General features: G+C 60.9%; 14 protein-coding genes and 1 riboswitch. Of the genes, 13 read left to right on the top strand and 1 reads right to left on the bottom strand.

Annotation, left to right across the window (positions count from 1 at the left end; genetic code table 11):
- Positions 1–187: 187 nt before the first annotated feature.
- Positions 188–811 (bottom strand): hypothetical protein, encoded by a 624-nt coding sequence (locus ACLBWT_RS09365; protein WP_447662806.1) that lies wholly within the window; start codon positions 809–811, stop codon positions 188–190.
- A 5-nt stretch (positions 812–816) separates the two neighbouring features.
- Positions 817–1,006: riboswitch (cyclic di-AMP (ydaO/yuaA leader) on the bottom strand.
- Between the two features lie 214 nt (positions 1,007–1,220).
- Here ACLBWT_RS09365 and ACLBWT_RS09360 point away from each other — a divergent pair.
- The 13 genes from ACLBWT_RS09360 (at position 1,221) to ACLBWT_RS09300 (ending at position 12,465) form a co-directional block, all read left to right on the top strand.
- Positions 1,221–2,339 carry an amidase domain-containing protein gene (locus ACLBWT_RS09360; protein WP_447662805.1) on the top strand — a complete coding sequence of 373 codons (1,119 nt, stop codon included), beginning with the start codon at positions 1,221–1,223 and terminating at the stop codon, positions 2,337–2,339.
- A 68-nt stretch (positions 2,340–2,407) separates the two neighbouring features.
- Positions 2,408–3,541, top strand: coding sequence for a D-alanine--D-alanine ligase (locus ACLBWT_RS09355; protein ID WP_447662804.1), 1,134 nt, complete (start codon positions 2,408–2,410; stop codon positions 3,539–3,541).
- Between the two features lie 129 nt (positions 3,542–3,670).
- Entirely contained in the window at positions 3,671–3,988 is a 318-nt protein-coding gene (locus tag ACLBWT_RS09350; protein WP_447662803.1) for a hypothetical protein, read from the top strand.
- Positions 3,985–5,004: a UV DNA damage repair endonuclease UvsE gene (gene uvsE, locus ACLBWT_RS09345; protein WP_447662802.1), complete on the top strand. Its 1,020-nt coding sequence runs from the start codon at positions 3,985–3,987 to the stop codon at positions 5,002–5,004. Before ACLBWT_RS09350 ends, uvsE begins: the two co-directional genes overlap by 4 nt.
- A 109-nt stretch (positions 5,005–5,113) precedes the next feature.
- Positions 5,114–5,935, top strand: coding sequence for a sulfite exporter TauE/SafE family protein (locus tag ACLBWT_RS09340; protein WP_447662801.1), 822 nt, complete (start codon positions 5,114–5,116; stop codon positions 5,933–5,935).
- A 135-nt stretch (positions 5,936–6,070) separates the two neighbouring features.
- Positions 6,071–6,898 (top strand): inositol monophosphatase family protein, encoded by an 828-nt coding sequence (locus tag ACLBWT_RS09335; RefSeq protein WP_447662800.1) that lies wholly within the window; start codon positions 6,071–6,073, stop codon positions 6,896–6,898.
- Positions 6,899–7,065: 167 nt separating this feature from the next.
- Complete coding sequence (locus tag ACLBWT_RS09330; RefSeq protein WP_447662799.1) at positions 7,066–8,115, top strand: hypothetical protein; 1,050 nt, start codon at positions 7,066–7,068, stop codon at positions 8,113–8,115.
- Positions 8,116–8,297: 182 nt separating this feature from the next.
- Entirely contained in the window at positions 8,298–8,531 is a 234-nt protein-coding gene (locus ACLBWT_RS09325) for a hypothetical protein (protein WP_447662798.1), read from the top strand.
- Positions 8,531–9,229: a sulfite oxidase-like oxidoreductase gene (locus tag ACLBWT_RS09320; protein WP_447662797.1), complete on the top strand. Its 699-nt coding sequence runs from the start codon at positions 8,531–8,533 to the stop codon at positions 9,227–9,229. Before ACLBWT_RS09325 ends, ACLBWT_RS09320 begins: the two co-directional genes overlap by 1 nt.
- A gap of 309 nt (positions 9,230–9,538) precedes the next feature.
- Positions 9,539–9,835 (top strand): hypothetical protein, encoded by a 297-nt coding sequence (locus tag ACLBWT_RS09315; RefSeq protein WP_447662796.1) that lies wholly within the window; start codon positions 9,539–9,541, stop codon positions 9,833–9,835.
- 181 nt (positions 9,836–10,016) lie between these two features.
- The gene (locus ACLBWT_RS09310) at positions 10,017–10,436 is read left to right on the top strand and encodes a MarR family winged helix-turn-helix transcriptional regulator (RefSeq protein ID WP_447662795.1); all 420 of its coding nucleotides are present in this window, start codon (positions 10,017–10,019) and stop codon (positions 10,434–10,436) included.
- 31 nt (positions 10,437–10,467) lie between these two features.
- Entirely contained in the window at positions 10,468–12,087 is a 1,620-nt protein-coding gene (locus ACLBWT_RS09305; protein ID WP_447662794.1) for a DHA2 family efflux MFS transporter permease subunit, read from the top strand.
- 57 nt (positions 12,088–12,144) lie between these two features.
- Entirely contained in the window at positions 12,145–12,465 is a 321-nt protein-coding gene (locus ACLBWT_RS09300; RefSeq protein ID WP_447662793.1) for a hypothetical protein, read from the top strand.
- Position 12,466: the final 1 nt, after the last annotated feature.

The raw sequence follows: 12,466 nt of genomic DNA, 5'->3' as shown, positions 1-12,466 counted from the left end.
CAGTCTTTTTTATTGTCTATGTATGCTTCCTGAACGGCGGATGGATCTCTGTAAGTGAATACGGCCAGCACTTTCAAATCATGATCCAAATGTCCGCTCAAGGCCGCCAAAGGCCAAGAGGCATCCCCCGGCCGCAAAGCGGATAGGGGATGCCTCTTGAAGGGATGAAGGACAGAGCGCCATCCGGCTACAGAGACAGCCGGATATGGATGTCGGATGTTTCGATAAGGGCGTTGCGTCTCCAGAAAGCGGTCGCCGGGAACAGCGTGCCTTCCTGGGAGGACGGCTCCAGCGTCTTGCGCAGCAGGCGATCCCTGTGGTCGCTGATCCATTCCGCGTCGTAATAGAGCACGGACATCGCCTCGTCGGAGCGGACCCCGACGAACGGCTGGAACCAACGGCTCCACGCGTCCCAGCTTCTCGGCGCCTTGGCGTAAGGAATGAGCACGGAAGCCTGACGGATGGAGGAGCCGAAGCACAGATGCAGCACGACGCGGTAATCTCCGCGCTCGGGATCGACGAGCGGTCCCGTGCGGGTGATGAACAAGTCGATGCAGCGGATGCGGCGGCTTGATGCTGAGCGCTCTTCTTCAAGCGCCTCGGGACGGAAGGACGGCCTGTTCGCCGTCTCAGCAGCCGGGGCCGGCGGGGAATAAGCCTCCGCGACCGCCATGTCCAGCGCGATCGGCGCGTCCAAGCCCGGAAACGGCGGCGGCGCCAAGAAGGCCTCGACCGCAGACGCAGAACAGACGGAAGGCGCAATGAAGCCCTCCTGCGCGGAAGAAGCCGCGCGGTTGTCTTTCAGTGACATCCTGACATCTCTCCTTTGTGCGCTTACGGGGTTAGCTGACGGATTCGGGCCAGAGAGTAGCCCTACCAAAAGGCAAGAGACGCGGCTTCGGCAGCCCGGCCTCTTCCTTTCGGATTCACCCCGGCAAGCGTCGACAGACGCCCGCGTATTGGTTCCCCCGCTTCCACAGTACGTGGAATTCAGCAATATGGTGATAGAGTGGTACATCATATCATAAGCCAGCCGGGCTTGTTTTGTAAAATTCGATATTGACTGAAATTTCGATATATATCTGCCGCATTCTCGTTGAAACGCCGGATAACGGCGTTTAAGCGCTCTATCCGGGATGGGTCCGCATATTTTAGTGGAGAGCAGACATAAGATCATCTTGATGATGGGCGAATACCGACCAGAAGGGATGGGGAAAGGAATGCCGCGTACCGGTACCCGGGGAGTCAAACGATCGGAGGCTCAGCGCTCGCAGCCGTCCTCCGGCAAGCAGGCTGCGCTGGAAGGCTGGAGAGGAGCCGTGCAGGAATACGTGCACGGGTACAACGAAGCCGAAGTGGAGCGGAGGCATGAGGTGCTCGGAGCCTTGCTGGAAGACAGGGATCACCGCCGCCGCCTGGAGGAAAGGCTGCGCCGGCTGCGCCTCAGGGACGAGGAGCGCGGCATTCTGTCGCCGCAGAGCGAGACGAGAGCGACGCTGCTGAGGATCAACGAGTCCGCGACCGAAGTGTCGGTCGTCCTGAAGCTGCATGTGAAGCGGCATGTCGAGCATCGCGGCCGCTCCTACACCGAGGAGCGTCTCGAGCAGGAGCGCCTGTGGCTGGCCGAGGAAGGCGGAGCATGGCGCCTGACCCGGGTGGAGCCGATCGTCGGCGAGCGCAGGCCCAGATACGGCCACGCCGCGGCGGACAGCGCGCTGGCCGAGCATCGCTCCTACGGCGACGGCGGCGGCAGCGGAATCCAGCGTCCGGGCTCGCCGCGCCCTTTCCTTAATTACGGCGTCTTGTCCCGCCTGAATACACGCGACCGCGCCGTCGAGTACAGGCGCGAGCTGGTCGCCGCCTACGCTGACCGGTGGTGGAACGAAGCGAATCCGGCCTACGAGCTGTTCGAGGTCAACTGCACGAATTACGTGTCGCAATGTGTCTTTGCAGGCGAAGCACCGATGAACTATACTGGTAAAAGAGAATCGGGATGGTGGTACAAAGGCCGTATAGGCGGCCAGGAATCCTGGAGCTACAGCTGGGCGGTGTCGAACGCGCTGCAGCTGTATCTGTCGTTCCCGCGCAGCACGGGCATGCGGGCGACGACGGTGGAGAGCGCATCCGAGCTGTCCCTCGGGGACGTCATCACCTACGATTGGGGCGGGGACGGGCGGTTCCAGCATACGACAGTCGTGACGGCATTCGATGCCGACGGCATGCCGCTGGTCAACGCCAACACCGTGCCGAGCCGGCACCGCTATTGGGACTACAAGGATTCCTACGCCTGGACGGACCGGACGCGCTATCGATTTTATCATCTGCAGGACTATTTCTGATGCGGGAGCCGCATCGGTCCATGCAGCGATTGGCATTCTAATTCAAGAAGGTTACCGGAGGAGCTAACATGGGAGACAAAATTCGCGTCGGACTCATCTACGGAGGCAAGTCGGGCGAGCATCAGGTATCGCTGCAGACGGCGCTGGCCGTTATGGGCGCCTTCGATTTCGATAAATACGAGGTACAGCCCTTCTATATTACGGGCCAAGGCGAATGGCGCTCCGGAGGAGTGCTGCTGGAAGCCCCGCACAGCGTCGAGCAGCTGAAGCTGTCTCCGGCAGAGGACGGCGGCATGGCGCTGGCGCCGGTATTCGGCGGACTGGCGACGGCTGCGGCCGGAGAGGGCGCCCTGCAGGCGGCTGCCGCTTCGGCGGGAGCTCCGGGAGGGACGATCGACGTCATGTTCCCGCTGCTGCACGGAACGTTCGGCGAGGACGGCACGGTCCAGGGGTTGATGGAAATGGCCAATATTCCTTATGTCGGAGCGGGTGTCCTTGCTTCGGCAGTAGGCATGGACAAGATTTTCATGAAGAAGGTGTTCGCCCACGAGGGGCTCGAGCAATGCGTCTACCGCTACTTCAACCGGACGCAGTGGGAGAAGGACCGCGCGTTCTTCGTCATGGAAACGGAGGTCGCTCTCGGCTATCCTTGCTTCGTCAAGCCCGCCAATCTCGGCAGCAGCGTCGGCATCTCCAAAGCCCGCAACCGGGAGGAGCTCATCGCGGCCATCGAGCTTGCGCTGCGTTACGACCGCAAGGTCGTCATCGAGGAGTTCATCGACGGGCGCGAGATCGAAGTCGGCGTGCTCGGCAATGACGAGCCGCGCGCATCGGTCGTCGGCGAGATCGTCAGCGGAACGGACTTCTACGATTACAACGCCAAGTATGTGGACGGCACATCCGTCATGCACATTCCCGCCGATCTTCCGGAAGAGACGGCTGAAGCGGTGCGCGAGATGGCGATCCGGGCCTATCTGGCCATCGACGGATCCGGCCTCTCCCGCGTCGACTTCTTCCTTCGCAGGAGCGACGGCAAGATTCTGATCAACGAAGTGAACACGATGCCGGGCTTCACGCCTTACAGCATGTACCCGCTGCTCTGGAAGGAATCGGGCGTTCCTTACAAGGAGCTGCTCGACAGCCTCATCGGCTTGGCGATCTCCCGCCATGCGGAGAAGCAGAAGCTGGAGTACGGCGGCTGACCGGTTTCCATACGTTTCGCACACATTCGCGCTTCCTTCGCCTTGGCGGGAGGGAAGCTCGTTTTTTCATCCGCAGCATCCGGACAAGCAGCCGCGCTTGCCGCAGTAATGAACAGGAGGGTGAAGACAATGGGATTCGCAACGGAATTCAATTCGGTATGCAAGTTCAAGTCGGAGCAGGAGCTGTACGAGCTTCTGGAATACGGCAAAGGAAAGATGATGAAATCGGGGTTCCGGGTATTCCCGGCCGGACAGAAGGTCATCGCCTACACGCCAGGCAACCAGGCGATCGCCATCGTGAAGATCCTCGCTTCCATCGCGGAGATCAACTTCCAGGGCGATGAAGTGACGCAGGTGGAGATGGAGCTCGTCCGCAAGCTGACGGAGGAAGAGTCGCGCGTGCAGACGGCGCTCGCCCATGAAATGTTTTTCGGCGGCCGGGGATGATTGTCCGCTTCGGCTTCGTCGCCATGAGCCTGCTGGTGGAGAACGCTTCATCATCGCGCACCATGACCTATAAGAACTTCTCCAAGCTGGAGGATCGCGAGGCGGCGCTGCGCAAGCTGGAGCGGATCGCCGAGGAAAATCTGCACAGCGCCCTGCGCATCATGCGCAACAACCGCTATGCCGGCATCCACGTCTATCGGTTCTCCTCGAAAATCATTCCGCTTGCGACGCATGACGCGCTTGCGGACTGGGACCCTTACCCTGCGCTGGCTGCGTCCTTCAGCGAGGTCGGAGCCTTCGCGCGGGAGACCGGCATGAGGGTCAGCTTCCATCCCGATCACTTCTGCGTGTTCAGCACGCCTCGTCCCGAGGTGCTGAAGAGCTCGGTCAGGGATATGGAGTACCATGTGCGGATGCTCGAGGCGATGGGGCTGGACGAGAAATACAAATGCAATATCCATGTGGGCGGCGCGTACGGGGACAAGCCCGTCTCCGCCGAGCGGTTCATCGCGCAGTTCGGAGCCCAGGATGCCAGGCTGCGCGGCCGGGTGACGCTGGAGAACGACGACAAGACGTTCAACGCCCGCGAGACGCTCGACATTGCCGAGAAGGTCGGCAATCCGGTCGTGCTGGATATCCATCATCATGCGGTCAACGACGGCGGCGAGACGAAGGAAGCTCTGTACGGGGAGCTGTGGCCGCGCATCGCCGCCACCTGGAACCGGGAGCAGCGGCGGCTTGGACTGGATGGGGGGCCGTCAGGCCTGCCGCCGAAGATCCACGTCTCCAGTCCGAAGAGCCTCAGCGATCCGAGAGGCCATGCGGACTTTGTGGAGCCGGGCCCGCTGCTGGAATTCCTGCGCGGCGTGAACGGCTCCGTGGAGCTGCTCGACTGCATGATGGAATCCAAGGCGAAGGACCAGGCTCTGGTGACGCTGATGGAGCATTTTCGCGGGCTCGAGGCGGCGGGAGAGGGAATCCGTGTCCTGGACGGCGGCACGATCGAAGTCTTGTGAAGGCGGGGAACACGGTACGGGCACGAATCGCCATCCGCTCCGGCGGAGGGGGGATCCGTGCCTTTGCCGCGCAAGCGGCGTCTGAAGGATGCCGAAGGAGGGAATACCTATGCTGGAATGGGTTCTGATCGTACTTACAGGCGTTGTCGCTTCCATATTCGGCAGCATTGTCGGTCTTGGCGGCGGCATCATCATCGTGCCTGTCCTGCTGCTGCTCGGCGAGCGCCTGACAGGAGCGCCGATTCCGGAGGCGACTGCCGTCGGCACTTCGCTTGCCGTGCTGATCGTAACCGCGCTGGCGTCGTCGATGACGTACGCCAAGCAGCGCAAGGTGGATTTCCGCAGCGCGTGGATGCTCTTCATCGCCAGCGGCCCGGGAGCGATGCTCGGCTCGGCGCTGACCTCCCGATTCCATGGAGGCGCCTTTCAGCTCAGCTTCGGCCTGTTCATGCTGCTTATGGCCGTGCTGCTCATCTTGCGTGACCGAATGAATCCGCTTACAATTGAATGGCCGGTCTCCCGCAAGCTGACCGACGGCACAGGCGCGACGTACGAATACGGCTACAGCCTGCCGCTGCTGCTCGGAATCGGCTTGCTCGTCGGCCTCGTGTCGGGATTGTTCGGCATCGGAGGAGGCTCGCTGTTCGTTCCCGTCATGGTCATTCTGTTCCGCTTCCCGCCTCATGTGGCGACGGCGACGTCCATGTTCGTCATCTTCCTGTCCTCCATTCTGGGCAGCGGCGTGCATGGCGCCATGGGGGAGATCGACTGGCTGCTCGTGCTCGCCCTCGCTCCGGGAGCCTGGGCGGGGGGCAAGGCCGGCGCCTGGATCGCAACCCGCATGAGCGGACGCAGCATCATGTGGCTGCTGCGCGCGACGCTGCTCGTGCTGGCCGCGCGGCTCATCTGGCAGGGCTGGTCCGCTCTTTGAGCGGGCGCGCGATGTGAATGCCCTGCGACCGATCCCCATGCGCAACAGAATCCGGATGGTGATCGTATACCTGATAGACAACCGGCTGCAGCCGGAGGATATCGCCATAGAGACAAACAGAAAGAAGTGAGCAGGATGAACGAACCGGTAGTCGGGAGCAAAAGTTTTGCCGCCGTGGCCATCAACTGCGCCTCCAAGGCGGGCGAGTGGATCAAGACGAAGCTCGGGAACTATCAGAGGCTCGACGAGAAGATGTCGCCTCATGATCTCGTCACCGAGGTGGATAAAGGCTCGGAGAAGCTGATCCGCAGCCTCATCATGATGAATTTCCCTTCCCATTCGTTTCTTGGGGAAGAAGGAGTGGAGCCGGGGCCGGAAGCGTCGACAAGAGCTCTTGAGAGCGTGCGCGACGCGGAGTATCTCTGGATCGTGGATCCGGTGGACGGAACGACGAACTTCGTGCACGGCTTCCCGTTCTTCGTCGTCTCCATCGCGCTGGCGCACAAGGGAGAGATTATCCTGGGCGTCGTCTACGACCCGTCGGCCGACGAGCTGTTCATCGCGGAGAAGGGGAAAGGCGCCTACGTGCACGGGAAGCGGATGAGCGTATCGGGAGAGGAAACGCTGCGGAGCAGCCTCGTCGCCACCGGCTTTCCGGCCGAGCACAGGGCGGCCCTGCCGCGGAATCTCGAACAGCTCCAGCGGATCGCGCCGAAGGTGCGCAACATCCGCTCCTCGGGCTCTGCCGCGCTGCATCTCGCTTATGTGGCGGCAGGCCGGCTGAGCGGCTTCTGGGAGATCGGGCTGAACAGCTGGGATATCGCGGCCGGCGCCTTGCTCGTGCAGGAGTCTGGGGGCACCGTCGGCGATATCGACGGGACGCCGTATCATCTCGGCGTGCGCGACGTAGCCGCGACCAACGGGCGGATCCATGAGGAGCTGCTGGCGGAGCTGGCCGACTGAAGGCCGACCCCTGCGGCATAGAATCAATACGGAAGAGCCGGACCTTGCATGCGGAAGATGCGGCAGGTCCGGCTCTGTCTTGTCTAGCGGCGCGGCCCTGTCACCGAGGCCGTGCGGCAGGTTCCTTTCGGTACGGCGCGGCAGGAGTAGAAGGGAGGACGAGGGGAATGCTTATCGGAGACGCGAGGAAGCTGGCGGATGAATGGGTCAGGAAGCAGGCAGCGCCTGGAGAAGGATTCGTCGGAGCCTATCTGGGAGGATCGACGGCATCGATGCCGGAGGAGGCCGAGCTGCCTGCCGGCTCCGATATCGATGTGTTCGTCGTGCTGGAAGGAGGAGCGGCGCCTTCCAAGCTCGGGAAGTTCTTATATGGAGGAGCTTTGCTGGAGGTGACGTATCTGTCCTGGAGCGAGCTGGATTCGGCGGAAAAGGTGCTCGGCTCCTATCACCTGGCGGGAGGCTTCCGGAACGGCCGGATGTCAGCGGATCCGTCGGGACGGCTTGGCGCCATCCAGCGGGAGACGGTCCGCAGCTTCCCGGAACGCTTCTGGGTCGAGCGGCGCTGCCGGGATGCGCTGCAGAGGGTGAAGGACGGCCTGAGTCGGACGGAGCCGGATCTGCCTTGGCATGACCGCGTGACGGCTTGGCTGTTCCCGACGGGCGTCGCGACCCATGTCATTCTGACCGCGGCTCTTCGCAATCCGACGATCCGGCTGCGCTATCTGGCGGCGCGCGGCGTGCTGGAGGAATACGGTTTGAGCGATTGTTATGACGAGCTGCTTCAGCAGCTGGGCAGCGCCAAGCTGCGGCAGGCGCGCGTCGAGCACCATCTGGCCGGACTTTCCCGAACCTTCGACGCGGCCGCAGCAGCTGCGCGGACGCCGTTCCCCTTCAGCTCCGACATCACCCCCGAAGCAAGGCCGATCGCGATCCAGGCCAGCCTGGAGCTGATCCGAGCCGGCAATCACCGGGAAGCTGCCTTCTGGATCGCCGCTACTTACGCCCGCTGCCGCAAAATTCTGGCCGCCGACGCGCCGGAGCTGCTGAAGCCGCTCGCTCCGGATTTCGACGAGCTTCTGGAAGACCTCGGAATACGCTCGCAGGCGGATCTGGAGCTGAGGGGGCGGCGGACGCTGGCCTACTTGCCGAGGCTGGAGGAGATTGCGGCGACCATCATGGAGCGGAACCCTGACATTTCCGGATCCATAAGGGCCTGATGGCGGCATAGACTGTCTTCGCATGGGGAAAACCTCGAATGAGGCTGTCTCGACAAGGACTGATTTCCTTGCTGCTTGCGGCGGACGGTCGATTGTCAACTTGTTTTGCGCATGGCTTTCAAGGCCGAAATAGGCTACACTACAATCAGGAAAACATGACAGTTCGCATGGGAGGAATACACATGACGGAAGCACACGAGCAAGCAGGCGCGGAAGCGGCCCAGGACCAGGAAGCGGCCGAGCAGCCCAAGAAGATGACGCTGGCCGAAGCCGCCAAGCTGAAGATGCAGCAGAAGAAGCAAGCCCAGGCGGTCGGCAAGCAGGGACAAGCAGGCGGAGCCCAAGGCGGCGCCAAGGAGCTGCGCAGCCAGCTGAACAAGAAGCCGAACAATCAGCGCAGGCGGATGGGTGTCTGATGTCATATGAGAGCGACAAGGCCGAGCGGCTGAAGCGGAACGCAGCGGCGATCATGAACAAGATCAAGCCCGACGCCCGGTACGGCGACCGCGTGCCCCCGGGGCAGACGGTGACCGACCGGTTCCCGATTCTCCATGAGGGAGAGATTCCCGTCTATGATATGGACAAGTGGGAGCTGCGGGTTACCGGAGCGGTAGAAGGCGGAGAGAGAAGCTTCAGCTTCGCGGAGCTCGAGGCTTTGCCCCGCGTCAGCGTGACGCGGGATATCCACTGCGTGACCCACTGGTCCAAGATGGATACCGAGTGGGAAGGTATTCTGTTCCGGGATTTTCTTAGCCTCGCCGGAATCGAGCCTTCGCCGGATGCCCGCCATGTCATGGTCTACGGCGATCATGATTATGAGACCAACATGCCGCTGGCCGATCTTATGGGCGACGATATCCTGCTGGCCTTCAAGTTCGCAGGGGAGCCGCTCACGGCCAAGCACGGCGGACCGCTGCGCCTCGTCGTGCCTCATCTGTACTTCTGGAAGAGCGCCAAATGGCTGCGCGGCTTCGAATTCATGACCGAGGACAGGCCCGGGTTCTGGGAGCGCAACGGCTTCCACAACACGGCTGATCCCTTCCTCGAGCAGCGGTATTCCGAGTCCGGCTTCGAGCTGCCGGAGGATGAATGGGTCCACAAGGATTATGACTGAAGCTTCCCGCCAAGGGATGGAGAAGACCGGAGGCATGAGCCTCCGGTCTTCTCTTTGCGTTCATAGATGGAGCCCAGGAGGAGCCCCGGCAGCAACCCTCCGCTGGAGCGACAGCCGGAAGAGGCGGGACCATTTGCTTTCCGTGCAGTCCGCGCCTCGTCCAATAAAGCTCTTATGAAATTTTCCTTAATCTGCTAAAGTAACCTGTAGACGAGCCTCGGGAGGAGCGTTGGATTTCGGCCATACCGGCTTGGTCATCAAGCATTTTGACTATTTATTCCATTACTATTACACGGGCTGAATGCCTGAATGGAGCCGTTGTTCATGCCGGTGTTTTCCTGGAAAAGATCCCTGTGGCAGGGAGCTGCGATCGCTTTGGCCGCGATGGCGGCAGGTTTGGCTTATCTCGCTTGGTTCTGGCTGAGGGAGATGTATTTCGTGCCCGATGATTTTCAGTATCGCGACAGCCGCTTCTTCGTCGTTCACGGCAGCCCGGTTCTGTGGATCGCGGCGGCCGCCGCGTTGCTCGCGGGGATCGCGGCGCTGTTCGCCGGACTCAAATGGACAGTCTGGCGGATGTCCGCACAGCGCCGTCTTCAGAAGTAAGCGGCTGCCGTAAGCGCAGTACGGGGCCAAGCCCCAAAAGCGAGCTTTTCCTTTGCCAAGGAAAGGCTTTTTATTTGTTTCACAGCTGGGAATGATATGTCCAGGTGGCATCCAAATTCATTTGACATTATAATTGTTAAACTGTATAAATATATTATTGTTTAATAAAGGGGAGGCCATCATGGGGACAGAGGTCAAACGTTTCCAGGAAGCCGTACAGACCTTCATGCACAAGCTCCAGAACGCGCTGGCGGATGCATTCAGGGACAGCCCGCTGACGTTGCCCCAGATGTTCATGCTCAGGCAGGTTCAGCTCAAGGGTCCATGCAAGCTGGCGGCGATCGCGGAGAAGATGGAGGTCAAGCCGAGCGCGGTCACGGTCATGATCGACCGTCTCGAGAACGGCGGTTATGTGCTTCGGCACCATGACACGGTCGATCGCAGATCGGTTCTGGTGGAGATAACGCCAAGGGGAAAGGAGGCGCTCGAGGAAGGACACCGGGTGAGGGAACAATTGCTTGGCCGTTATCTCACGCGGCTGACGCCGGAAGAGGTCGTCACGATTACGGAGCTGATGGAGAAGCTGACATCGGAATCCTAACCTACAGTTAAAGGGAGAAGAGAGAGACATCATGGAGCATTTATCCCATAAGCGGAAGCTATCGATCATGATCGCTGTCATGGCGGCCATGTTCTTCGCTGCCATCAACCAGACCATCACCAGTACAGCGATGCCGAGAATCATCTCCATCCTGGAAGGTATGGACTACTACACCTGGACGATCAACATCTACCTGCTGACGTCCACCATCGCCACGATTCTCGTCGGCAAGCTGTCCGATATGTTCGGCCGCAAGCCGTTCATACTGATCGGTATCTTGTTGTTCATTATCGGGGCGTTCCTGACGGGAACCTCGAGCGATGTGTTCCAGTTCATCATTTACCGCGGTATTCAAGGCATCGGCGCCGGCATCATCCAATCCACCGCATTCATGGCGGTAGGCGACCTGTTCCCTCCGCGGGAGCGGAGCAAATGGATGGGACTGATGACAGCCGTATTCGGCTTCTCCAGCGTCATCGGCCCGACACTCGGCGGCTATCTCGTCGACCATATGGATTGGCACTGGCTGTTCTGGATCTTCCTGCCGCTCGGCATCGTGGCCTTCGTCATGATCCTGATGCTGTTCCCGAAGGTGGAGCGGAAGCCGGGGGAGAAAGTCGACTATCTCGGCTCCCTGTTCATGACGACGACCATCGTGCCGCTGCTGCTCGCCTTCTCTTGGGCAGGCACGAAGTACGAGTGGGGCTCGCTTGAAATCCTCAGCCTGATCGGAGGAGCCATCCTATCGGGGGTTATCTTCGTCTTCATTGAGCGGCGCGCCAAAAATCCGATCCTGCCGCTACATCTGTTCAAGAACGGCGTTGTGACCGTATCGAACATCATCGGCTTCTTCATGAACTTCGGCCTGATGGGCGCGATGATCTATCTGAGCTTCTTCGTTCAGGGCGTGCTCGGCATTTCCGCCACCTACGCAGGCTATGTCACGATGCCGATGTCGATCTTCATGGTCGTCACCAGCGCCTTGATCGGCCAGCGCATCTCCAAGAGCGGCAAGTACAAGCGCTACGCGCTCATCGGCGTGCCGATCATGATCATCGGCATGGGCATCATGATCATCATGAACAGCGTCTGGATGGCCGTGCTCAGCATGTGCATCTTCGGCGTCGGCCTCGGGATGGGCATGCCGGTATTCTCGCTGGCGACGCAGAACGCCGTATCCCACAAGGAGCTTGGCGTCGCTACAGCCTCCTCGCAGCTGTTCCGGAACCTCGGCGGCACGATCGGCATCGCCGTCATGGGAACGGTCATGTCCAACAACCTGGCCCGTCATCTGAAGCAGGCGCTGACATCCTCGGATGCGCCGGATCTCAGCAAGCTGGATCCGGAAGTCGCCAAGAAGATGGTCGAGTTCGCGAATCCGCAGACGCTCATGAACAGGCCGCTGATCGAAGCGACCGAAAAGAGCCTCCCGGAAGAGGCGCGGGTCATCTTCGTACAGATGATCGACCGTATCCGCGACGCGCTCGGAGATACGCTGTCGCTCGTGTTCGCGACCGGCACAGGCGTTCTCTGCATCTCGCTGGTGCTGGTGTTCTTCCTGAAGGAGCTTCCGCTGCGGACGACGAACCAGGCGCAGGATGCCGTGGTCGCTGCCGAGGCAGGCTCGAAGCCGGAGCCCGGCACGAATTGACCGTTGCTGGTAAACAGCTGTCCCCGCGGAATTCCTTTCCGCGGGGATTTTTTTGCGATGATCAAAAAGGGAAGCCTCGTTGCAGAGGGCTTCCCTTTTTTGATGCGCAGGCACCGGCGCGGCCTTGCTGTCCCAGCCGCTCCTCCAGCCCGAGAAACGAAACGAGTTCCGCATGGCCGGCGAAGTCCGGAACGCTGGTGCAGACGGAACGTCATGGGCATCAATGCGGCGAGCTTCCTCGTATCGGCGGTCTGCATCCTGCTCATCCGCAAGGGCGTCGTCCGTCCGACGAGAGCCGATCAGGCTTGCAGCGGCGGCTTCGGCATCGCGATGCCCAAAAGTCATCGTCGAATAGAAATGCTGCAGGCTGCCGGATGAA

The organism is Paenibacillus sp. D51F (assembly GCF_053345695.1).
This window is presented reverse-complemented; position numbering and strand designations above follow the sequence as displayed.

Coding starts and splice junctions, on each gene's coding strand:
- ACLBWT_RS09320 (WP_447662797.1), top strand. CDS start 8,531: ATGTCATATGAGAGCGACAAGGCCGAGCGGCTGAAGCGGAACGCAGCG.
- ACLBWT_RS09365 (WP_447662806.1), bottom strand. CDS start 811: ATGTCACTGAAAGACAACCGCGCGGCTTCTTCCGCGCAGGAGGGCTTC.
- ACLBWT_RS09335 (WP_447662800.1), top strand. CDS start 6,071: ATGAACGAACCGGTAGTCGGGAGCAAAAGTTTTGCCGCCGTGGCCATC.
- ACLBWT_RS09360 (WP_447662805.1), top strand. CDS start 1,221: ATGCCGCGTACCGGTACCCGGGGAGTCAAACGATCGGAGGCTCAGCGC.
- ACLBWT_RS09340 (WP_447662801.1), top strand. CDS start 5,114: ATGCTGGAATGGGTTCTGATCGTACTTACAGGCGTTGTCGCTTCCATA.
- uvsE (WP_447662802.1), top strand. CDS start 3,985: ATGATTGTCCGCTTCGGCTTCGTCGCCATGAGCCTGCTGGTGGAGAAC.
- ACLBWT_RS09300 (WP_447662793.1), top strand. CDS start 12,145: ATGATCAAAAAGGGAAGCCTCGTTGCAGAGGGCTTCCCTTTTTTGATG.
- ACLBWT_RS09315 (WP_447662796.1), top strand. CDS start 9,539: ATGGAGCCGTTGTTCATGCCGGTGTTTTCCTGGAAAAGATCCCTGTGG.
- ACLBWT_RS09305 (WP_447662794.1), top strand. CDS start 10,468: ATGGAGCATTTATCCCATAAGCGGAAGCTATCGATCATGATCGCTGTC.
- ACLBWT_RS09310 (WP_447662795.1), top strand. CDS start 10,017: ATGGGGACAGAGGTCAAACGTTTCCAGGAAGCCGTACAGACCTTCATG.
- ACLBWT_RS09350 (WP_447662803.1), top strand. CDS start 3,671: ATGGGATTCGCAACGGAATTCAATTCGGTATGCAAGTTCAAGTCGGAG.
- ACLBWT_RS09330 (WP_447662799.1), top strand. CDS start 7,066: ATGCTTATCGGAGACGCGAGGAAGCTGGCGGATGAATGGGTCAGGAAG.
- ACLBWT_RS09325 (WP_447662798.1), top strand. CDS start 8,298: ATGACGGAAGCACACGAGCAAGCAGGCGCGGAAGCGGCCCAGGACCAG.
- ACLBWT_RS09355 (WP_447662804.1), top strand. CDS start 2,408: ATGGGAGACAAAATTCGCGTCGGACTCATCTACGGAGGCAAGTCGGGC.